This window comes from Halorubrum sp. BV1, from assembly GCF_000746205.1.
GTDB lineage: Archaea > Halobacteriota > Halobacteria > Halobacteriales > Haloferacaceae > Halorubrum.
In genome coordinates, this window is the sequence record NZ_KN050825.1 from 77,315 (window position 1) to 97,083 (window position 19,769).

The window sequence follows — 19,769 nt, forward strand, 5'->3', positions numbered from 1 at the left end:
CTGGCGGCAGGCCGCGCGCCACGCTTCGGGTTGCGGTTTGGGGCGTTACACCGCCGCTCCCGCGACGAGCGCCTCTTCGACCGTCTCGACGAACCGGTCGGGATGCTCGACGTGCGGGAGCAGTTTGGCCCGGTCGAAGACGACGAGACGGGCGTCCGCGGCGTCGGCGAGTTCCCGTCCGTCCGCGAGGGGGCTCACCTCCGCCTCGCGGCCCCAGACGATCGTCGGCGGCGTCTCCATCGCGGCGAACGCGGCCGCCAGATCGAGGTCGCTGTTGAGGTAGCCGGCGACGAACGACGCGGGCGCGAACCGGGCGTTCTCGACGTGACTCGTCCGCCACTCGTAGTCGGTCCACTCCTCGCTCGGATTCGTCGGATCGTCGTAGCCGTGATCGGCGTTGAAATAGCGGATCGACGGCTTCGAGACGATGAGGTTGAACAGGGCGTCACCGAGCACCGGCGACCGCAACAGCTCTCGCAGCCACGACTTCGGCGGGCTCGGCCCGGCCACCGTCGTCGGACAGACGCCGACGAATCCGCGGACCGACGCGTCCGTTGTCGGGTCGGCGGCGTCGACCGCGCGCGCCGCGTACGCCGCCGACAGCGACGAGGCGACGACGGCCGGGTCCTCGAAGTCGGCGAGGAAGTCGCGGACGAAGTCCTCGTACAGCGCCGCGGAGTACCGCAGCGGCGGGCGGTCGGACCGACCGAACCCGGGGAAGTCAGGGGCCACGACGTGATAGTCGGCCGCGAGTTCGTCGAACACCGCGCGCCACTCGCCCGACGATCCGGCGGCGTTGACGCCGTGGAGCAGTATCAGGTCGGGGTCGTCGGGGTCGCCGGCCTCGGTGTAGGCCACGTTCATCCCGCGCCAGCGGAACGTTCCATCGTCGCCGTCGAGCGGAGATTCCAGTTCGCCCTCGTAGCGGAGGCCGGTGTTGAGCGCGGCGAGCGCGCCGGTACCGAGGAGGAGGCCGCCGGCGAGGTTCCTGAGTTTCATGGAAAACTGTTGGTTCGCGGGCGACTTATACCCGGTGGCCGAGCGACAGACGCGATTCGTGCGGACTCACTCGGTCTCATTCCCGTCGCGCTCGGCACGCTCCACGCACGCCTCGATCGGGGCGACGACCTCGGCCGCGACGGTGTACGGGTCGGTCTCGCGCCGTCGGACGGCCTCCGATAGCGCGTCGATCCCGCCGTGCCGCTCTATCTCCCCGCTGGCGAGTGCGCCCACGTCAGCGCGGACCAGCGTCCGGATCTCCTCGGCGTAGCGCAGGCGCTTCGTCTCCTCTATCTCGCCGGACTCGCGGAGATGTCGCGCGTGTGCGTCGAACGTCGCGATCAGGTCCTCGACTCCCTCACCCGTGTTCGCGACGGTCCGGGTCACATCGGGCGTCCATCCGGCGGCGGTTCCGTCGCGCTCCCCGGAACCGCCCGCGTCGCCTCCCTCACCGTTGCCCTCATCGCCGTCCGGGTGGGCCGGCGCGTCGAACCCGTGGTGGCCCGTGTCCAGTCCCGCGGTCGGGCTCTCGCGTCTGTGAACCATCTCCTCTAGCTCCGCGAGGGTGCGTTCGGCCCCGTCCATATCGGCTTTGTTGACGACGAAGACGTCGCCGATCTCCAAGATGCCCGCCTTCAGCGTCTGGATGTCGTCGCCGGAACCTGGTTGGACGAGCACGGCCACGGTGTCCGCGGTACGGACCACGTCGATCTCGTTTTGGCCGGCACCGACCGTCTCCACTATCACCACGTCCTTGCCGAAGGCGTCGAGCGCCTTCACCGCGTCCGCGGTCGCCATCGAGAGGCCGCCGAGCTGGCCGCGCGCGCTCATCGATCGGAAGAACACGTCCATGTCGCCGACGTTCGACCCCATCCGAATCCGGTCGCCGAGCACCGCGCCGCCGGTGTACGGCGAGGAGGGGTCGACCGCCACGACGCCGACCGTGTCGCCGCGGTCGCGGTAGGCGGCCGCGAGCTTGTCCACGAGCGTCGACTTGCCCGCGCCGGGCGAGCCCGTGATGCCGATCACGTCCGCGCCGCCGGTGTGTTCGTGGAGCTGCGAGACGATCCCGCGGTGGCCCGGCGAGCGGTTCTCGATGCGCGTGATGACGCGGGCGAGCGCGCGATGGCTTCCGGCGAGCAGTTCCGCGACGAGGTCGGCGTCCGCGTCGCTGAGCGCGGTGGCTGTTGACCCGTCCATCTACGCTCGCTCCGAGACGTTGTTCCGGATGAACTCGATCGTCTCCTCCATCGGGGTTCCGGGACCGAACACCTCCGCGACGCCCAGATCCTTGAGTTCCGCCTCGTCGTCGTCCGGGATGATCCCGCCGACCAAGACGAGCGTGTCCTCGAACGCGTCGTACTCTTTGAGCCCGTCTATCACCTTCGGGACGAGGGTGTTGTGCGCGCCCGAGAGAATGGAGATGCCGAGCACGTCGACGTCCTCTTGGACCGCCGCCTGGACGATGTCCTCCGGCGCGCGGTGGAGCCCGGAGTAGACGACCTCGAAGCCGGCGTCGCGGAACGCCCGCGCGATCACGTGTGCACCGCGGTCGTGGCCGTCGAGCCCGACCTTCGCCACCAGACAGCGGATGGCCCGCTCCTCCTGTTCGACGCTCATGGTCACCACTGCGTCGCGTGCCGTTTTGACTCTAACGGAAGTTCGGGACATAGCCCGGTCGCCGGCGAGCGATCGCCGCCGGCATCGACGCATTGATCGCGCGAGCGGCCCTGGCTATCACCAGAGATGAGTGCAGACGACGACGGCCACCTCTCCGACGCGCGGATCGGTCGGATCGCGCTCCGCGTGGCCGACTTCGACGAGACGGCGGCGTTCTACCGCGACGTGGTCGGGCTGGCGGTGCTGGACCGCGAGGGCGACGCGGTCGTCTTCGGCATCGGCGAGACGCCGCTTCTCCGCGTACGGCGCGCCCCGGACGTCCCGGAGCGCGCCCCGACCGACGCCGGCCTGTTCCACGCCGCGTTCCGCGTCCCGAGTCGGGCCGCGCTCGGCGAGGCGCTTTCCAGAGTGCGAGACCGGTGGCGGCTGGACGGCGCGTCCGACCACCGCGTCAGCGAGGCGCTGTACCTCGCGGATCCCGAAGGGAACGGCGTCGAAATCTACCGCGACCGCCCGCGCGCAGAGTGGCCGACCGAGGCGGACGGTTCCGTCGCGATGACGACCGAGCCGCTCGACCTCGACGCCGTCGCCGCGGCGGCGGAAACAAGGGGCGACAGCGGGGACGCGACCCCCGCCGACGCGCCCGGAGCCGGCTCCATCCCGGTCGACCGCGTTCCGCCCGGTACCGACGTGGGACACGTCCACCTCGAAGTCGCCTCGCTCGACGCGTTCGAGTCCGCCTACGTCGACGGACTCGGGTTCGAGGTCCGGCAGGCGGCCCCGGACGTGCGGTTCGTCGCGGCCGACGGCTACCACCACGTCGGAGCGAACACATGGCGCGGACGAACGACCCCGGCGACGGGCCGCGGGCTCGACTGGTTCGAGGTCGTGGTCCCCGACGCGGCCGCGCTGGCGGCGGTGCGCGAGAGGCTCGACGCGGTCGCGGACGCGACGACCGGCGAGACCGAGTTCGCCGTCGACGACACAGACGACGGGATCGCGCTCACCGACGTCGACGGTATCAAAGTCCGAATCCGAACCGAATGAGAAGCGGAGAAAAACACCGTTCGAGCCGCGCCCGCCGGCCGCGACGCCGCTAGTGGCGTTACCCGAACTTGCCGGTGATGTAGTCTTCGACGCGCTGTTCTTCCGGATCTTCGAAGATTTTGGTGGTGTCGTCGTATTCGACGAGGCGACCGCCGGTGAGGAACACGGCGGTCCTATCGGAGATCCGGGCCGCCTGCTGCATGTTGTGCGTGACGATGATGACGGTGTACTCCTCGGCTAAGTCGTCGATGAGGTCCTCGATCTTCGAGGCGGCGACGGGGTCGAGCGCGGAGGTCGGCTCGTCCATCAGGATGACTTCCGGGTCGGGCGCGATGGCGCGGGCGATACAGAGGCGCTGTTGTTGGCCGCCCGACAGATCGAGCCCGGAGGAGTCGAGTTGGTCTTTCACCTCGTCCCACAGCGCCGCACCCTTCAGGGACTCCTCGACGCGCGCGTCGACGTCGCCGTCGAAGCCCTGGATCTCGAGGCCGTACGCGACGTTGTCGCGGATCGACTTCGGGAACGGGTTCGGCTTCTGGAACACCATGCCGATCTTCCGACGTAAGGCGACGGGGTCGACGTCGTCGTCGTACACGTTCTTGCCGCCGAACTCCACGTCGCCCTCGACCCGACAGACGTCGATCATGTCGTTCATCCGATTAATACATCGGAGGAACGTGGACTTCCCGCAGCCGGACGGGCCGATGAGAGCGGTCACCCGCTTTTCGGGGATCTGTATCGACACGTCGTCTATCGCCTGTTCGTTCCCGTAATAGACGTTCAGGTCGCGCGCGGCGACCGCAGTCGTGCCGGAAACGGCCGATCGGTCTGTCGACTCGGTCTGTACGTCGGTCGTGATGAGCGAATCGCTCGATGGTGTGTTACTCATGTTAGTTCCCCCGCTCCGCGCGGTTCCGCAGCAGTATCGCCGTGCCGTTCATGCCGATGAGGATGATCAAGAGCGTGATGACGCCCGCGGCGACGACTCCGTAGCGGAAGTCGGCCTGCGGGAAACCGGCCCACGCGTATATCTGCAGCGGCATCGCGCTGAACTTGCTGAACAGGCTGTCCGGTGCGCTGAACACGGTGGTCGCCCCGCCGATCATGATGAGCGGCGCGGTCTCGCCGATCGCCCGCCCGAGCGCGAGGATCGTTCCGGTGAGGATCCCGGGGAGCGCCTCGGGCAGGACGACGTTCTTCGTCGTCTGCCACCGCGTCGCGCCCATCGCGTCCGACCCCCGACGCAGGTCGTCCGGGACAGAGCGGATCGCCTCCTGTGCGGAGATGATCGTGATCGGTAAGATGAGAAGCGATAGGGTCAACGAGGCCGTCACCGCCGTCCCGAATCCGAACCCGAGCAGGTTCGCGAACAGCCCGAGTCCGAGCAGTCCGTAGACGACGGAGGGGATCGCGGCGAGGTTCGCGATGTTGACCTGTAACAGCCGCGTCAACGACCCGACGAGCCCGCTTCCGGCCGTGTACTCCTCTAAGAATATTGAGGTGCCGACGCCGAGGACGAACGACAACACCGCGACGAGCGCGATGATGATCACGGAGCCGACGATGGCCGGGTACAGCCCCGCCTCCGCGGGCGTCCGAGAGGGCGACTCCGTAACGAAGGAGCCATCGAGCCACGGGTCCGGCGCGGGCACGCCCCACGCCTCCACGACGAGCGCGCCGACGATCACGCCGGCGGCGATGAGGAGGGGCAGCCCGAGGCCGACCACTCCCTCACCATCATCGATCACGCGGTGGACGTACACCGCCGTCGGCACACCGGTCACGACGAGCACTATCAGCGTGGTCGGACCGGGAACGCCGAGGCCGCCCGCGAGGAAGCCGGCTGCGGTCGCGACGACGAGCGGAACGCCGCCGGCCGCGGCCGCCGCCGTCCGACTCCCGCGGCCGGCGACGACGAGCGCGCCGACCGCCGCGATCGGGACCGCGAGCGTCCAGAGGTAGATGATGAGATCCGACGGGTACGTCGCGATCACGCCGCGGAGGAACACCGCGGCGACGACACCGACGAGTCCGACCGGGAGCGCGGCGCTCGCCGCCCGATCCGCGTCGCGCCAGCGGCCGTACGCGTACAGTCCGGCGGCCGGGAGGACGCCGAGCGTGTACGCGAGGAACCACACCAGCTCGTCGAACACCAGAAACAGGGTCCCGACGGCCAGCCCGACCGCGACGCCCCCGACGAGCCGCCCGAGCAGTCCGAAGCCGACCGCGCCGACGCGCCCCCGACTGCCGACGTACGCGAGGTACGCCGTGGTCGGCGCGGCGACGACGAAGAGGTACGCGAGCTGCCAGTTGAGTCGCGGGATCGGCGCGAGGAACGCCTCGATCGCGGTGAAAAGCGCCGCGACGGCGACGAGGCCGCCGCCGAGCGCGCCGACCGCCCGGCGGGTGACGTCGGCGTCGCCCGCGCTGTACAGACAGAAGCCGAGGAAGGGCACGACGAGCGTGAGGAAGTACGTCAACAGCCACTCCGGACTGGCGTTCGCCAGATCGAAGGCGTCGATCGCGACGTACACCAAGAGCACGCCGAGCGCGACGAGGCCGGCGACGCTCGCGCCGAGAGAGAGGTACTCGAAGACGATCCCTCGGACCCGACTCACCTCGCCGAACCCGCCGTCGGTCGCGTTGTCCGTCGCCATCAGTACTCCTCCCGGTAGCGTTCCGCGATGATGTCACTGAGAACGTTCATTACGAGCGTCACCACGAACAGCGTGAGTCCGAGCGCGAACATGGAGTCGTACGGGATCGTCCCGCCGGTGAGATCGCCGCCCGCGATCTGCACCATCGCGACAGTGATCGTCATCCCCGACTCAAGCAGAATGTCCGCGGGGGTGATGTACGGAATCCCGAAGACGGCCTCACGGACGGCCGGCATCCGCGCCTGCGCGCCCATCGCGACGACGACGATCATCGTCTCACCGATCGCCCGCGAGACGGCGAGGATGTACGAAGAGGCGATCCCGGAGATCGACGCGGGGACGACGATCCCCGTCGACACCTCGAACTTCGTCGCGCCGAGGCCGTAGCCGGCCTGTCGAAGCTCGTCCGGGACGGCGCTCATCGCGTCCTCCGAGATCGACGACACCATCGGGATGGTCATGATCCCGACCATGATCGACGCCGACAGCGCGTTGAAGGTACTCATCTCGGGGAACAACGTCGCCTTCAGCGCCGGCGTGATGTACACCAACGCGAAGTAGCCGTACACGACCGTCGGAATGCCGGCAAGGATCTCCAAGAGCGGCTTCAGGATCGAGCGCGCGTTAGGGGTCGCGTACTCGCTGAGGTAGATCGCCGTCAGCGTTCCGACGGGAAGCGCGATGACCGCCGCCGTGATCGTCACGACGAGCGTGCCGATCAAAAGCGGGATGATGCCGAACGCCTGTCCGCCGCCGGCCGGGTTCGGGCTCCAGTTGGTGCCGGTGAGGAACTCGGCGATCGGTATCTCTTGGAAGAACACCACTGCGTCCGACAGGAGCGTCACGAAGATCGCGATCGTCGTGAGCAGGGTGGCCGCGGCACACGCGGCGAAGAGACCGCCGTACGTCCCCTCTTTCAATCGCCTGAGCCCGCTCCGCCGCTGGAGATCGGGGCTTTCGGTACTGTCTGTCACAACCAGTGGGGTATCGCACGCTGTCGTAAATCAATACACCGGTTCATGACGCGGGGTTAGCCCTGCGCCTGTTCGATCGCGTCTTCGAGCGTCTGCATCTGCTCTTCTTGGATCTCCTCGGTCGCGGGAACGTACCCCACGTCGCCGGCGACGAGGTCCTCGTTCGTCGTCTGCTCGACGAAGTAGCGCGCGAACTCGGCGACGTGTTCGTTGCCGAGCGAGGAGATCGACGGATAGGTGAAAAGCGGCCGCGAGAGCGGCGTGTACTCGCCGTTCGAGGCGGTTTCGAGGCTCGGCTCGACGGGACCGTCGCCGTCGTCGATCCCGAGCGCCTTGAGCTGGTCGGGGTTCTGGTAGTAGTAGGAGAAACCGAAGTAGCCGATAGCGTACTCGCTCCCGCTCACGCCCTGAGCGATCGTGTTGTCCTGTTCTGTCGCCTGATAGTCGCTGGTATGGCCGCGCTCGCCGAGGATCGCCTCGATGAAGTAGTCGTACGTCCCGGAGGTGTCTGCGGCACCGAACCGCTCTATCTCCTCGTTCGGGAACTCGTCGCGCACCTCGTCCCACGTCTCGACGGCGTCGGCCTCCCAGATCGTCGCCAGCTCTTCGGTCGTGAGCGAATCGATCCAGTCCGCCTCGGGGTTGACGACGACGGTGAGCGCGTCCGTCGCCGCGATCAGTTCGACGTACTCGACGCCGTTGTCCGAACACAGCTGTTCTTCTTCCGGCTTTATCGGTCGGCTCGCGTTGTTGAAGTCGGTCTCGCCGACACAGAAGAAGTTCGAGAACCCGCCGCCGGACCCGGTGGAGCTGATGTCGATGGAGACGTCCGGGTGGTCCTCGGCGAAGTCCTCCGCGATCGCGCTCATCAGCGGGAACACGGTCGAGGAGCCGGCGATGTTGATCGATCCGGAAAGCGAGTCTGACCCGCCGTCGGATCCGTCCGACCCACCGTCACCGCCGTCTCCCGTGCTCTGCGTACAGCCCGCGAGCGCCAGCGCCCCCGCACCGGCGAGCGTCGCGAGCGATTTCCGACGAGTGATCCCCTCGGTGTCCGCGTCGTGAGTTGCTGCCATCACCCGACTGTGGGCGAGTTTTGGTTAAGTAGTATGCTATGAACGGTACAGGACGGACGGTACCATTTGGGTGGAATACAGACTCATGTGTGAGGTATATAGTGCTATATATCTGGTTGGTTCTGTCGGAAGCGAGACGGGAAACCGCCGGAACGGACCAGAGCACCTCGTCCGCGTCGCCGACACAGTGTCACCGCCCGGAAGCGCGGGCGTATTTTTAAGTCCCTCCGGGCGAAGACCGGGACGATGTCCCCCTCGACGAACGGGAACCGGATCGCCCTCTCGCTCTCTCGCGAGGAGGCGTGGATCGCCCACGCCGCGCTGCTCGACGCGGGCGCGGCCGCGGTCGACGCCGGCGACGACGCCCCAGCGCAGTGTCGGCCGATCCGCCGGATCGAGCGCGACCGCGCGCTCGATGCGGACGGTGCGGTACTCCTCCGCGACGCGTTAGTCGAGTACCTCGGCGACGCGCCCGTGCGCGACCGCGCCCCGGGCCGCGCGCTGTTCCGTCGGGCCGACGACGCGATCGAGGCGACGCCGCAGTCGACTGCGCGAGGCCCCCAAGAGTTCTGAGACCGCTACGAGCCGGCCTCCACCGCCTCGATCAGCAGCTCCGCGACGTCGACGATCTCGATCTCCTCTTCGAAGTCACCCGTCTTGCGTCCGTCCTCGAACATCGTCGTGCACATCGGGCAGGCGACGACGAACGTCTCTATCGCGTCGCCGGCGGCGGTGTCTTCGACCGCCTCGCGGAGCCGCTCCTCGCTCGGCTTGACCGCCTCGTCGTGTTCGGTCCACAGTCCGCCCCCGCCGCCGCCACAACAGAACGAGTCCGCGCGCGAGCGCGGCATCTCGTACAGCTCCGCGCCGGTCGCGCGTATCAGCTCGCGGGGGGCCTCGTACTCGTCGTTGTACCGCCCGAGGTGGCAGGGGTCGTGGTAGGTGACGGCGTAGTCGAGTTCGTCGCCGGAGAGTCCGAGCCGTCCGTCCGCGACCAGCCCCTCGACCACCTGCGTCCAGTGAAAAACGTCAACCTCACCCTCCGAGTTCCACGGCTCCTCGCGGTCGAACGGCATCATCGGGTCGTCTGCAAACTCGCCGAACTCGACTTCGGGGTACTCGTTTTTGATGGTGTTATACGAGTGCGGGTCCGTACAGACGATCGACTCGAACTCGCAGTCGGAAAACGTCTCGACGTGATGGCCCGCGAGTTCGAGGTAGAGGAACTCCTCGCCGATCCGGCGGACGTCGTTGCCGTCCGTCTTCTCGTCGTCGAAGAGGATGCCGAACGACACGTCGGCCGCATCGAAGAGCCGGGCGATCGCGCGGGCCACGTTCTTGTTCCGGTCGTCGAAGCTCGGGTAGTCGCCGACGTACCAGAGGTACTCGACCTCCGTTTCGCGGGCGTCCGGCACGTCGACGTCGTCGAGGTCGTCCGTCCAGTCGCCGCGGGTCGACTGCGGCTCGCCGAACGCGTTGCCCGTCTGTGTCACGTCCTGAAAGACGTCTTGGACGTTCGGATCGACCGCGCCCTCGTCGACGAGCTGGCGGTTCATCCTAGTGAACGAGGTGAGATGTTCGATGTCTACCGGGCAGGCGTCCATGCAGGCCAGACAGGACATACACGACTCCATCGACTCGGCCGCGATCACTCCGCCCTCCTCGGCGACGATGGGGACGGTCCCGCCGTCGGAGGCGGAGCCTCCCGCGCCGCCGTCGGCGCTCGCGACTCCCCCGTCGGTCGCGACCGATCCCCCGCCGCGCGATCCGGCCACCGGGTCGTCCGTCACCGACTCGCGGTACGCTTTCAAATCGAGGATCACGTCCCGCGGGTCGAGGTTCCGTCCCACGGTGTCGGCCGGACACGCCGACGAGCACCGGCCGCACTTCGTGCAGGCGTCGCCGTCGAGAAGCTCCTTCCACGTAAAATCCGCGAGCGATTCGGCGTTCGTGTGATCGAGGTCGGCGGGGACGTTCGGGAGGCGCACGCCGGCCATCTCGTCCCGTGCGACGACGTTCGCGAACGACGAGATCATGTGGAACGGCTTGGCGTAGGGGATCCACGCGACGAACGCGAACGCCAGGAGCGAGTGACCCCACCAGGCGACGGCGTAGAGCGCCTCCGCGCCCGCGGCCGTCAGCCCCACCGACTCGAAGAGGGTCGCGAGCGCCATTCCGACGAAGCTCACGGTCTCGCCCGCCCGCGCCGGCTGACCGACGATACCGATCGCTTCGAGGGCGAACCCGCCGACGCCGAGAAGAAGCACGATCCAGACGAACGCGTCGTCCTCCGTCGATGTGTGTTTCCCCCACAGCCGCCCGTCACGGTCGCGGTAGCGGCGAGCGATCGCCATGGCGACGCCGACGACGAACAGCAGGCCGAACGCGTCGACCCCGAACTGATAGACCAGATAGAACTCGCCAACCCAGAACGACTCGCCCGCGAGGGGGCGGTACACGTCGATGTCGACGCCGAGGATCGTCGTGGCGACCAGCAGGACGAGGAATCCCCACAGCACGAACGTGTGCATCACGCCCGTGTACAGGTCTCCGTCGAACTGGTTCTCGTTCGCGAGGACGGTCTTCGTCGCCGCGAGCGTCCGAGACGGGAGCGCGGACAGGCGGTCTCTGGGGTCCGCTCTTCCGCGCGCATACGCCGCGAACCGAGCGTAGACGCCGTAGCAGAACACGGCGATCGCGACCGCGGCGAGCCAGTAGAACGCCGCCTTCCCCACCGGACCGATCGTCCAGAAGGTCTCGCGGGCGGCCGCCTGCAGCGGGATCATGATAGATCAGCGGGATCGGGCGAGGTTAAAGCTTGGTGCGCCGCCGGGCGACCGGTTCGATCGGCAGGCGGCGGGACGGGCCGTCTCGCGTCACGCGACCCGCCAGACCGCTCCCGCAGTCAGGAGCGCGCACAGAGCAAGCATCGGGACGTCAGCCCGGCCGAACGCGAGCCGCGGAAGCGTCGGGTTCCACGCGAAACACCGCGCGGCGAGCGCGGTGCCGAGCCGGTCGGCCCGCCCGAACGCCCGATCGAGGCCGGCCGTCGCGACGATCCGGATCCGATCCGTCACCGCGCGCTCGGCTCCGGCTCGCGCGCGAACCGCCTCGCGCGCCGCCGTCAGGTCTCGGCGGAGCAGCGGAAGAAACCGGAACACGAGCGCGACGCCGGCCCCGAGGAACTGCCCGGGGCGGCCGGGCACCGCGCGCTGTATCGCCGCGCGCGAGTCGCGAACCGGCGTCGACCTGACGTAGCCGGCGGCGACGACGAGGATCAGGAGGACCCGGTAGCTCGCGAGCGCCGTGTCGACCGCGCGGTCGGGGCGGAGCCACGGCGACCCGAGCGTCACGCCGGCGACGACGGGCGCGACCGCGAGCACCGGGAACGCGGCGCGGTAGCTCCAGAGGTCGCGGAGGCCACCGCCGGAAAGCCGCAGCGTCCCGACGCCGAGGAGCGTGAGGGCCGCGAGCCCGCGCGGCGTGGTGTACGCGTACGCGGCGGCCGCGAACGCGATCTGAAAGCACAGCTTCGTGCGAGGGTCGAACCGGTGAAACGGGGTGTCGCCGGGAACGTACGCGAGCGTCATCGCTCGACCTCCGCCGGCATCCGCACACCCAGATCGGGAAGGGCCGCGACCGCCTCCGCCGGCGGGGCGTCGACGGCGACCCGCCCGTCCGCGAGCCCCACGACGCGGTCGGCGAGGTCGAGCACGCCGCGGAGGTCGTGGGTGACGGCGATCACGCTCGTCCCGGCCGCGTGGAGGCTGTGGAGCCGCCCGAGGACGGCTCGCCGCGCGGGATCGTCGAGCCCGGTGAACGGCTCGTCCAAGACGAGGTGGTCCGGCTCCATCGCGAGCGCGCCCGCGATCGCGACGCGTTCCCGTTCGCCGCCGGAGAGCACTCCGATCCGATCGGCCTCGCGGCCGGTCATGTTCACGGCCGCGAGCGCGTCGGCGACCCGGCGGTCGATCTCCTCGCGCGCGCAGCCGAGATTCTCCGGGCCGAAGGCGACGTCAGCGCCGACCGTCGACGCGACGAACTGGTCGCGGGGCTCTTGGAACACCATGCCGACCGCGGTGCGAGCTGCAACGAGGTCGGCGTCGACCGGCGTCCCGTTGACCGCGACTGTCCCCGCGTCCGGCTCGACGAGGCCGTTGAGCGTCCGGACGAGCGTCGTCTTGCCGGATCCGTTCGCGCCCGCGAGGACGAGAAACTCGCTGTCGTCGATCCGGAGAGAGACGTCGTCGACGGCGACGACGCCGCCGCGCCCGTCGGCGTCAGTGTCGCTGCCGTCCCGCCGCCCCGCACCGTACCGGCAGGTGACGCCGTCGACGTCGATCACGGGGGTACCCCGCGTGCGATCACCGTACTCGCCTCGCGCGCGGTCACGGCGTCGCCTCGTCGAGCGCGCTCACCGTACACCTCACGCGGCTGCGACCGCGTCGGACCTGACGATCCCGACCGCGGCGGCGATCTTCAGGGCCTCGGCCGGGAGGAACGCGACCGCGCCGACCGTCACCGCCTCGACGGGACCCAGAGAGAGCACGAGCGCGAGGCCGGCGACGCCGAGCGCGTAGATGACGGCGGTGCCGGCGACCATCGCGCCGACGAGGGAGGGGAGGCCGACCGTATCGAGGTCGCGGAGCGTGACCCCGCGGTGGACGACCGCGCCGACGACCGCCGCGGCGAGCGGATACGACCAGAGGTAGCCCGCCGACTGACCGACCAACTGGCCGATGCCGGCCGAACCGCCCTGGAACACGGGCGCGCCGAGCGCGCCGGCCGCGAGGTACAAGACGAGCGACGCCGCCCCCCACATCGGACCGAGATAGATCCCGGCGAGGAACACGCCGAGCACCTGCAGCGTCACCGAGACGGGCGAGACGGGGTTCGGAAACGTGACGTACGCGAACGCGCCGACAAGCGCGGCGAAAAGCGCCGCGCGCGCGAAGTTCGTCGCGGCCTCGTCGCCGACGAGGTCGACGGACTCCGTGTTCGTTGCCATGGGCGTGACACACTCGTAAACCAACTTGAAGATGTTGGTTGACGGCGGGTCGAAGTCGCTTCGACGCCCGTCTCCGGACCGCGAGCGTGGACGCGAGGCTTATCTGCGGCGAGCGCGTTGTCTCCCGTCCATGGACGAGAAGACCTCCGATCTCCGCGACATCTTCGTCGAGACGACGGGTGGGGAGACCGTCACCGAGCGGCAGGCGGCCGGACGCGGGACGCTCACCGATCGCGACGCCGCGGCGGTGGACGAGCGCGTCCGCGAACTGGTCGCGGCGATGCGCGATCGGTACGGCTTCTCGACCGACCTCGACGACGCGGCCTACGCGCGGATCGCGCGCGCCAGCTTCGAGGAGTCGGACGACGCGGCGATCGCGGCTCGACTCGCCGACGACGAGGGGACGGAAGACGCCGAGGACGACCGGATCGACGCAGAAGGCGACCGGATCGATCCCGAGACCGTCCGAGACGCCCGTCTGGATCTCCATCTCGTCTGCGAGCGCGACCGCGCAGTCGACACGGACGCGTTCGCGTACGAGGACGTGAAGCGACTGACGGCCGCGGGGCGGTCGATAGTCGAATGCGTGGACGCGCTCGACGCCGACCCCGACGTCGTCGCGAGGTACGCGCGGGTCGCTCGCGTCGACCTGACCTCCACCCGCGCGAACGACCGGTTCCGCGACGAGCTCCGCGACCGCCTCACCGACGCCGAAATCGAGGGATCACACGCGGCCGACGCCCGCGAAGACGGACTCGAAGAGGCGACGGAGGACATCGAAACGGACGTGTCGCTGTGACGCACGTCGCGTGAGAAGCGGCGGGTCGGCGACCACCTAGAACGGCCCCTTCCCGCCGCCCATCATGTCGCCGAGACCGCCGCCGCCCTCGCCGCCCATCTTCTTCATCATGCGCTGCATGTCGCCCTCACCCATTCCCTGGAACTGGCCGATGGTCTGTTCCATCATCGAGTGCTGCTCTAAGAGCTGCTGGACCGTCTCCTCGTCAGTGCCGGAGCCGCGGGCGATCCGCCGAACGCGCGACTGACCGACGACGCGGGGGTTCTCTAGCTCCTCGTCGGTCATCGAGTCCATGATGCGCTCGAACCGCCGCATGCGGTCCTGTGTCACGTCCATCGCGTCGTCCGGGAGCTGGTCCATCATCCCGCCGCCGAGCCCGGGGATCATGTCCATCACCTGGTCGAGCGGTCCCATCCGGTTCATCGCGTCCATCTGCTTTTTCATGTCTTTCAGGGTGAACTCGCCCTGAAGCATGTCCTCCGGGTCCCAGTCGTCGTCCCCCTCCGTGGCCTCCTGCATCGCGCGCTCGACGCGCTCGGAGAGCTGCTTGAGATCGCCCATCCCGAGCAGCCGCGAGATGAACCCGGACGGCTCGAACCGCTCGATGTCTTGCACCGTCTCGCCGGTTCCGAGAAAGGCGATAGAAGAGTCGGTCTCGTTGACGGCGGTGAGCGCCCCGCCACCTTTCGCGGTCCCGTCGAGCTTGGTTATCACGACGCCCTCGATGCCGATCGACTCCTCGAACTGGCGAGCCTGGTCTTTGGCTCCCTGTCCGATCGCGGCGTCGAGGACCAACAGAGAGCGGTCAGGGTCGACGACGCCGTCGATCTCTTCTATCTCCGCTATGAGATCGTCTTCGAGCGCGTGTCGGCCGGCGGTGTCGACGATGTGGACGTCGGCGTCGGCGGTCGCGTCGAGTCCCTCGCGCGCGATCTCGACTGGGTCGTCGGCGTCGGGGTCCCCGTAGAAGTCGACCTCGGCGCGCTCGCACATCTGTTTGGCCTGGTCGTACGCGCCCGGCCGGAAGGTGTCGGTCTGGATCACCGCGGGGCGGAGCCCCTTCTTCGAGAACCACCACGCCATCTTTGCGGCGGAGGTGGTCTTCCCCGACCCCTGGAGGCCGGCGAGCAGGATCGTCTGGTCTTCGAGGGGGAGTTCAGTGGAGTCGCCGACCAAGTCGACCATCTCCTCGTAGACGATCTTGAGGACGTGGTCGCGCGCCGTGGTGCCGCCCGGCGGCTCCTCGTCGAGCGCGCGGGCCTTGATCGAGTCGGACAGCTCCATCACGAGCGAGACGTCGACGTCGGCGGAAAGCAACGATCGCTGGATCTCTTTGACGATCTCCTCGACGTCGCTCTCTTCGAGCCGGCGTTTCCCTTGGAGCTTGTCGAGGCTGCCCCGCAGGGAGCTTCCGAGGTCGTCGAGTACCATTTGCCGGAGCTAGGCGGGCGACGGGGTAAAGCTTTGTTCGTCGGCGGCGGCGTCCGGCAGTCCCGTCGGCCGCTTCCTCATCGACTCGGCGCGCCGATCGACCGCCTCCTCATCGATCGCAGACGAGCCGCGCACCGGCCGGGTGGATCCGACACGCGTCGGGGGCGTAGCCGGCGTCGGAGAGGCCGGTTCCGAGCGCGAAGACGGTCCGGCCGAGCATCGCCATCGCGGCCTCGCCGCCCGCCGCCTCGACCGCGTCGACCGCGGCCTCGACCTCGGGCACGAGGAGGTCTGCCGAGCGCGCGAACCCGCGGGCCGCGGTCATCATGGTCGGGAGCCGCGGGTCGGCGCGGAGCCGGTCGAGGGCGGTCTCGCCGGCGGCGGAGAGCGCGGTCGTGTCGCCGCCGAGCACCGCTTCGGTCGACAGCTCGCCGAACGTGACGTACTCGATCCGGTCGTCCGCGGGGATCCCGTCGAGCGCGCCGAGTCCCGGTGCACCCGGTTCGAGTCGGAGCGGGACGCCGCCGCGCGCCTGCGCGACTACGTCACCGAGGCCGGTGCCCCGGTCGACTTCCGCCACATGGGCGAGGCGGACGAGTTCGTTCTCCGAGCGGCCGCAGTCGAAGGCCCGGTTCGTCGCGAGGGCGGCCCCCAAAGCGGCCGCGCCCGACACGCCGAAGCCGGAGCCGATCGGGAGATCGCTCTCGACCGTGACGTCAACGGCGGGGACGGAAAGCGCGTCGAGCACGTCATCGACCGCGCCGATCGCGCCGGAGTCGCCGTCGAGGAGGCGTGTGCCGTCGTCTCCGGCGACAGCCGACACGGTAACGGTGACCCCGTCAGTCAGCGTCACGCCCGCCCCTCGGGACCCGGCCGCCGCCGGACGGTCGTTCGGGTGCGCGCTGAAGAAGGCCGTGACGTGTCCGGGGACGAACGCAGTCGCCCGCTGCCTGCTCATGCTCCGCCGGAAGCGCGGGTGTCGATTAACGGTTGTTATCCGCGGCGACGCGGCCACTCGGCCACGCGACGCGAGACGGACACCGCAGGCGGTAAGTAGGGTCCACACGAACGGCCGCTGTATGCGAAACCAGTTGCGCCCCCTCATCGCCGCCGCCCTAGCGATGCTGTTCCCGGGCCTCGGCCACCTCGTCTTGCGCCGATGGGGACGGGCGCTGCTGTGGCACCTGACTATCGTCGCCGGCGGCGTGGCGCTTTTCGCGTTCTACGACGTGACCGTCGAGGGGTCGATAACCGCCCCGGCGGAAGCCGCCGAGGCCGCCGCGTCGCTCCCGACCGACGTGACGGTGTCCATCGTCCTCCTGTACGGGCTGTCGGCGATCGACGCGTACGTCGTCGGGCGCGCCGACGCCGCCGCGAGAGAGCGAACCGACGCCACCGTCGAAGCGATCCGCCGACGCGCCGCGGGCGCAGACGAGGCCGAGGGTGCCGACGGCGACGACACCGGGGGGCCGCCGTCTCCCGTCACCGCCGTCACCGGGTCGGACGCCGAGCCGATGGAGGTTGAGTGTCCCCACTGCGGCAAGGAGACCGACGCCGATCTCGACTTCTGTCACTGGTGTACGGAGCCGCTGCCGTGGGCCGACGAGAAGTGAGTCTGGCCGAGGTTTTCTCACGGGTGATAACTACGGAGCAACTATCATATATCGCCGTCGTGATGTCGGAACTACGGACGCGAACGACGGACGGACTATGAGTCTGAATCCACGGAGATACGACGTACGGGAGCTGCGTCAGATCGCGGGGGCACCGCGAGTCGACGCAGACGAGGCGGCTCGGGAGCGGCCGCTTCGTCAGCCGAACCGGAACCGAGCGGAGCAAGCCGCCCGCTCGGCCGCGTTCACGGAGCTGCTCCAGCGTCAGCGAGGGCAGCGGCTGGCCGCCGACGAGCCTCAGTCCGACGACGCCGGAGACCGCCCGTACCTACGGACGGTTCCGGCCTCGCCGGAGGCGGAACACGAACTCGGCGAGTGGCTCGGCTACCTCGTCGACGTCGGCGGTCATCTGCGGAGCCGCGACGCGCTGTCGTACTACGCCGAACTCGGGTGGATCGATCCCGACGCGGTCGACGCGTTAACGCGTCGGCTGGAGGGGTTCGACGCACCGCGGTACGACCGGGCGTTCCTCCCCGCAGACCACCGGATCAGCCTCGTCTCCATCGTCCGGATCGCTTCGTGTGCGAGTGAATCATGAGCGACGACGAATCCACGGACATCAACGAATCGGACGAATCGGTAGCGGTGGGAGTGAAACTCGGCAGCACCCGAACGGTGCTCGACATTCCCGACGGACGGGGCGGCCGCGAGCGCCACTCCATACTCACCTGTCTGGCGACCTACGAGGACGCCATCACCGGCGAAGAGAAAGTGCTGTTCGGCGAAGAGGCGGCGGTCGAGTACCCGGACACGGTGCGCTTTATGCTCCGGTCGGGTCTCCCCGAGGACGAGGAGAGCGTCGCGGACGCGGAGCGGTTCTTCGAGGCGGTCGTGGACGCCCACGACGTGCCCGAGGAGAGCGCGGTCGTCTACGCGGTGCCGACCATCGACAACGAGGCGGGCGTCGAGAATCTCACCTCGGTGATCGAGGGGTCGTCGATCGGCCAGATCGAAGCGCGGAGCTTCCCCGAGTCACTGTGCGGTTCGATCCCCGCCTACGGCGACGGACTCGACGCGATAGACGAGGTGTTCCTCTCCGTCAACATGGGCTCGACCACGATGGAGGCGTGCGCCTACCGGCGCGGCGAGCAGCTCTCGCCGTTCTCGACTGGCTCGGTGACGGGCAACGAGGTCGACCGGCGGATCGTCGCTGCCGTCGAAGAGGAGAGTCAGGGCCGCGTCCACATCGACCGCACGACCGCTCGCGAATACAAGGAGAACCACGCCGACGTGTACGACTTCGAGCCGTTCACCGACGTGATCCAGCAGCCCGGTGGCGGGAGCCACGAATTCACCGTCGACCGCGGCGTGCGCGAGCCGGTCGACCGGTACATCGACGAAGCGGTCGACGTCGTCGCCAACGAGTTCCTGCCGGAGCTCGCGAACGACCACATGAAGCCGTACCAGCTGGCGCTCGGACGCCCCATCGCCGCCACCGGCGGCATGGCGTGCATCCCGGGACTCACCGAGGAGTTCGAAAAGCGACTTTCAGCGGAGCTCGACCGCGACGTCGAGGTCGTCTCGCCCGATGATCCCGCGACCGCAGCCGCAGAGGGCGCGGCCCGGATCGCAGAACGTCTGGTCTGAGAGCGCCGCCGCCGAGATTTTTTGTGCGGCCATACGGTGAGCCGTCGGTCTACCGCCGGGACGTCACGGAGACATCGACGCGGTCGAGGGGATCACACGTCGAACAGCCGCTCCGCGTCCGCCGCTTGCCGGCGGTAGATCCCCCTCCCCTTCAGCCGCGGAACCTCGTGTCGGTGGAGGCGTTCGCTCGCGCAGTCGTACACCAGCGGGAACACGTTCGTCCGTCGACGCGCGACGGTGTACGACCGCGCGGCGTCGACGAGCGACGGGTCGGGATCGGTCACCGGAAACGCGACGTATCCGAGCGGCGTCGTCGGCTCCGGCTGTCCGTCGATACGGTCGACGAGCACGTCCCGGAACTCGTCCGTCCGCGCGGTGATCGCGGTTGGGTCGGGGTCGGTATCGTCGACGACCGTCGCCAGTACGACGACGTCGCCGACGGACGCGTCGTCGTCGCGTGTCTTCCACACCGAGTCGAACCCGTTTGTGTCGTCGTCGAGCGCGTCGAAGCCGTGTTTGCGCCGGTTCGCAGCGACCGCGTCGCGGTACTGGCTCGGATCCATATTCATCCCACGAACTGCATGGTAAAAAATGACATACATGGCGGAGGCGGGCGGCGGCCCGTTCTCGAAGCACGACTCCGTGCTGACGGTCGCTTCTGAGCCCGAATCCGCGGGACGTACTTGCCGCCCGCGGTGCTTCTGGCTGGAACGGTAGTCCCGGACAGATTCGAACCTCGGTCGCTCACTCCGTTCGCCCCCTACCTCGAATCCGGCGTTGAGACTATTCGTGCTCACTTCGTTCGCACGAAATAGTCCCGGGCGGATTCGAACCGCCGTCAATGGCTCCAAAGGCCATTATGATTGGCCACTACACCACGGGACTGCGATAGGAGATT

General features: G+C 68.7%; 20 protein-coding genes and 1 tRNA gene. 6 read left to right on the plus strand and 15 right to left on the minus strand.

Going from position 1 to position 19,769, the window contains the following annotated elements; genetic code table 11:
- Nucleotides 1–45: 45 nt before the first annotated feature.
- The 3 genes from EP28_RS11940 to EP28_RS11950 form a co-directional block, all read right to left on the minus strand.
- Nucleotides 46–999, minus strand: a complete 954-nt coding sequence (locus tag EP28_RS11940) for an alpha/beta fold hydrolase (protein ID WP_049984231.1) — start codon at nucleotides 997–999, stop codon at nucleotides 46–48.
- Nucleotides 1,000–1,065: 66 nt separating this feature from the next.
- Nucleotides 1,066–2,199 (minus strand): methylmalonyl Co-A mutase-associated GTPase MeaB, encoded by a 1,134-nt coding sequence (meaB, locus tag EP28_RS11945; RefSeq protein ID WP_049984232.1) that lies wholly within the window; start codon nucleotides 2,197–2,199, stop codon nucleotides 1,066–1,068.
- On the minus strand, nucleotides 2,200–2,619 hold the full coding sequence (locus tag EP28_RS11950) for a cobalamin B12-binding domain-containing protein (RefSeq protein ID WP_049984233.1): 420 nt from the start codon (nucleotides 2,617–2,619) through the stop codon (nucleotides 2,200–2,202).
- A 126-nt stretch (nucleotides 2,620–2,745) separates the two neighbouring features.
- Between EP28_RS11950 and EP28_RS11955 the strand changes: the two genes are divergently transcribed.
- Nucleotides 2,746–3,666 (plus strand): VOC family protein, encoded by a 921-nt coding sequence (locus tag EP28_RS11955; RefSeq protein WP_049984234.1) that lies wholly within the window; start codon nucleotides 2,746–2,748, stop codon nucleotides 3,664–3,666.
- Nucleotides 3,667–3,724: 58 nt separating this feature from the next.
- On the opposite strand, the gene pstB is transcribed toward EP28_RS11955, so the two are convergent.
- The 4 genes from pstB to EP28_RS11975 are packed head-to-tail and all read right to left on the minus strand — an operon-like array spanning nucleotide 3,725 to nucleotide 8,373.
- Nucleotides 3,725–4,555, minus strand: coding sequence for a phosphate ABC transporter ATP-binding protein PstB (gene pstB, locus EP28_RS11960; protein ID WP_049984235.1), 831 nt, complete (start codon nucleotides 4,553–4,555; stop codon nucleotides 3,725–3,727).
- A 1-nt stretch (nucleotide 4,556) separates the two neighbouring features.
- Entirely contained in the window at nucleotides 4,557–6,323 is a 1,767-nt protein-coding gene (gene pstA / locus EP28_RS11965) for a phosphate ABC transporter permease PstA (RefSeq protein ID WP_049984236.1), read from the minus strand.
- The gene (gene pstC / locus EP28_RS11970) at nucleotides 6,323–7,297 is read right to left on the minus strand and encodes a phosphate ABC transporter permease subunit PstC (RefSeq protein WP_049984237.1); all 975 of its coding nucleotides are present in this window, start codon (nucleotides 7,295–7,297) and stop codon (nucleotides 6,323–6,325) included. Before pstC ends, pstA begins: the two co-directional genes overlap by 1 nt.
- A 56-nt stretch (nucleotides 7,298–7,353) precedes the next feature.
- Entirely contained in the window at nucleotides 7,354–8,373 is a 1,020-nt protein-coding gene (locus EP28_RS11975) for a PstS family phosphate ABC transporter substrate-binding protein (RefSeq protein ID WP_049984238.1), read from the minus strand.
- Nucleotides 8,374–8,619: 246 nt separating this feature from the next.
- Between EP28_RS11975 and EP28_RS11980 the strand changes: the two genes are divergently transcribed.
- Nucleotides 8,620–8,946 (plus strand): DUF7853 family protein, encoded by a 327-nt coding sequence (locus EP28_RS11980; protein WP_049984239.1) that lies wholly within the window; start codon nucleotides 8,620–8,622, stop codon nucleotides 8,944–8,946.
- A gap of 5 nt (nucleotides 8,947–8,951) precedes the next feature.
- Here EP28_RS11980 and EP28_RS11985 read toward each other — a convergent pair whose 3' ends face one another.
- The 4 genes from EP28_RS11985 to EP28_RS12000 form a co-directional block, all read right to left on the minus strand.
- On the minus strand, nucleotides 8,952–11,159 hold the full coding sequence (locus tag EP28_RS11985) for a heterodisulfide reductase-related iron-sulfur binding cluster (RefSeq protein WP_049984240.1): 2,208 nt from the start codon (nucleotides 11,157–11,159) through the stop codon (nucleotides 8,952–8,954).
- Between the two features lie 90 nt (nucleotides 11,160–11,249).
- Nucleotides 11,250–11,963: an energy-coupling factor transporter transmembrane component T family protein gene (locus EP28_RS11990; protein WP_049984241.1), complete on the minus strand. Its 714-nt coding sequence runs from the start codon at nucleotides 11,961–11,963 to the stop codon at nucleotides 11,250–11,252.
- Nucleotides 11,960–12,718 carry an energy-coupling factor ABC transporter ATP-binding protein gene (locus tag EP28_RS11995; protein ID WP_049984242.1) on the minus strand — a complete coding sequence of 253 codons (759 nt, stop codon included), beginning with the start codon at nucleotides 12,716–12,718 and terminating at the stop codon, nucleotides 11,960–11,962. Before EP28_RS11995 ends, EP28_RS11990 begins: the two co-directional genes overlap by 4 nt.
- A gap of 81 nt (nucleotides 12,719–12,799) precedes the next feature.
- The gene (locus tag EP28_RS12000; RefSeq protein ID WP_049984243.1) at nucleotides 12,800–13,381 is read right to left on the minus strand and encodes a biotin transporter BioY; all 582 of its coding nucleotides are present in this window, start codon (nucleotides 13,379–13,381) and stop codon (nucleotides 12,800–12,802) included.
- Between the two features lie 130 nt (nucleotides 13,382–13,511).
- On the opposite strand from EP28_RS12000, the gene EP28_RS12005 reads away from it, so the two are divergent.
- Nucleotides 13,512–14,180, plus strand: coding sequence for a hypothetical protein (locus EP28_RS12005; RefSeq protein WP_049984244.1), 669 nt, complete (start codon nucleotides 13,512–13,514; stop codon nucleotides 14,178–14,180).
- Between the two features lie 36 nt (nucleotides 14,181–14,216).
- Here EP28_RS12005 and EP28_RS12010 read toward each other — a convergent pair whose 3' ends face one another.
- Complete coding sequence (locus tag EP28_RS12010; RefSeq protein WP_049984245.1) at nucleotides 14,217–15,611, minus strand: signal recognition particle protein Srp54; 1,395 nt, start codon at nucleotides 15,609–15,611, stop codon at nucleotides 14,217–14,219.
- Nucleotides 15,612–15,720: 109 nt separating this feature from the next.
- Nucleotides 15,721–16,569 (minus strand): pantoate kinase, encoded by an 849-nt coding sequence (locus EP28_RS12015; protein WP_049984246.1) that lies wholly within the window; start codon nucleotides 16,567–16,569, stop codon nucleotides 15,721–15,723.
- Between the two features lie 121 nt (nucleotides 16,570–16,690).
- Here EP28_RS12015 and EP28_RS12020 point away from each other — a divergent pair, with 121 nt between their 5' ends.
- The 3 genes from EP28_RS12020 (at nucleotide 16,691) to EP28_RS12030 (ending at nucleotide 18,871) form a co-directional block, all read left to right on the plus strand.
- Nucleotides 16,691–17,224 carry a zinc ribbon domain-containing protein gene (locus tag EP28_RS12020; RefSeq protein ID WP_049984247.1) on the plus strand — a complete coding sequence of 178 codons (534 nt, stop codon included), beginning with the start codon at nucleotides 16,691–16,693 and terminating at the stop codon, nucleotides 17,222–17,224.
- 97 nt (nucleotides 17,225–17,321) lie between these two features.
- Nucleotides 17,322–17,822, plus strand: a complete 501-nt coding sequence (locus tag EP28_RS12025; RefSeq protein WP_049984248.1) for a FlaD/FlaE family flagellar protein — start codon at nucleotides 17,322–17,324, stop codon at nucleotides 17,820–17,822.
- Nucleotides 17,819–18,871, plus strand: coding sequence for an actin-like salactin (locus tag EP28_RS12030; RefSeq protein WP_049984249.1), 1,053 nt, complete (start codon nucleotides 17,819–17,821; stop codon nucleotides 18,869–18,871). The genes EP28_RS12025 and EP28_RS12030 overlap by 4 nt, the downstream gene beginning before the upstream one ends.
- A gap of 92 nt (nucleotides 18,872–18,963) precedes the next feature.
- On the opposite strand, the gene EP28_RS12035 is transcribed toward EP28_RS12030, so the two are convergent.
- Together EP28_RS12035 and EP28_RS12040 are read right to left on the minus strand one after the other, a co-directional pair.
- Nucleotides 18,964–19,434 carry a hypothetical protein gene (locus EP28_RS12035; protein WP_049984250.1) on the minus strand — a complete coding sequence of 157 codons (471 nt, stop codon included), beginning with the start codon at nucleotides 19,432–19,434 and terminating at the stop codon, nucleotides 18,964–18,966.
- A gap of 249 nt (nucleotides 19,435–19,683) precedes the next feature.
- Nucleotides 19,684–19,756, minus strand: a tRNA-Gln gene (locus EP28_RS12040).
- Nucleotides 19,757–19,769 lie beyond the last annotated feature (13 nt).

Excerpts from the sequence above, each read along its gene's own strand:
- EP28_RS11950 (WP_049984233.1), bottom strand. The coding sequence starts at position 2,619 with ATGAGCGTCGAACAGGAGGAGCGGGCCATCCGCTGTCTGGTGGCGAAG.
- EP28_RS11985 (WP_049984240.1), bottom strand. The coding sequence starts at position 11,159 with ATGATCCCGCTGCAGGCGGCCGCCCGCGAGACCTTCTGGACGATCGGT.
- EP28_RS11990 (WP_049984241.1), bottom strand. The coding sequence starts at position 11,963 with ATGACGCTCGCGTACGTTCCCGGCGACACCCCGTTTCACCGGTTCGAC.
- EP28_RS12000 (WP_049984243.1), bottom strand. The coding sequence starts at position 13,381 with ATGGCAACGAACACGGAGTCCGTCGACCTCGTCGGCGACGAGGCCGCG.
- EP28_RS12010 (WP_049984245.1), bottom strand. The coding sequence starts at position 15,611 with ATGGTACTCGACGACCTCGGAAGCTCCCTGCGGGGCAGCCTCGACAAG.
- EP28_RS11940 (WP_049984231.1), bottom strand. The coding sequence starts at position 999 with ATGAAACTCAGGAACCTCGCCGGCGGCCTCCTCCTCGGTACCGGCGCG.
- EP28_RS12020 (WP_049984247.1), top strand. The coding sequence starts at position 16,691 with ATGCGAAACCAGTTGCGCCCCCTCATCGCCGCCGCCCTAGCGATGCTG.
- meaB (WP_049984232.1), bottom strand. The coding sequence starts at position 2,199 with ATGGACGGGTCAACAGCCACCGCGCTCAGCGACGCGGACGCCGACCTC.
- EP28_RS12005 (WP_049984244.1), top strand. The coding sequence starts at position 13,512 with ATGGACGAGAAGACCTCCGATCTCCGCGACATCTTCGTCGAGACGACG.
- EP28_RS12030 (WP_049984249.1), top strand. The coding sequence starts at position 17,819 with ATGAGCGACGACGAATCCACGGACATCAACGAATCGGACGAATCGGTA.
- EP28_RS11955 (WP_049984234.1), top strand. The coding sequence starts at position 2,746 with ATGAGTGCAGACGACGACGGCCACCTCTCCGACGCGCGGATCGGTCGG.
- pstA (WP_049984236.1), bottom strand. The coding sequence starts at position 6,323 with ATGGCGACGGACAACGCGACCGACGGCGGGTTCGGCGAGGTGAGTCGG.
- EP28_RS11980 (WP_049984239.1), top strand. The coding sequence starts at position 8,620 with ATGTCCCCCTCGACGAACGGGAACCGGATCGCCCTCTCGCTCTCTCGC.
- EP28_RS12025 (WP_049984248.1), top strand. The coding sequence starts at position 17,322 with ATGAGTCTGAATCCACGGAGATACGACGTACGGGAGCTGCGTCAGATC.
- EP28_RS12015 (WP_049984246.1), bottom strand. The coding sequence starts at position 16,569 with ATGAGCAGGCAGCGGGCGACTGCGTTCGTCCCCGGACACGTCACGGCC.
- EP28_RS11975 (WP_049984238.1), bottom strand. The coding sequence starts at position 8,373 with ATGGCAGCAACTCACGACGCGGACACCGAGGGGATCACTCGTCGGAAA.
- EP28_RS12035 (WP_049984250.1), bottom strand. The coding sequence starts at position 19,434 with ATGGATCCGAGCCAGTACCGCGACGCGGTCGCTGCGAACCGGCGCAAA.
- pstB (WP_049984235.1), bottom strand. The coding sequence starts at position 4,555 with ATGAGTAACACACCATCGAGCGATTCGCTCATCACGACCGACGTACAG.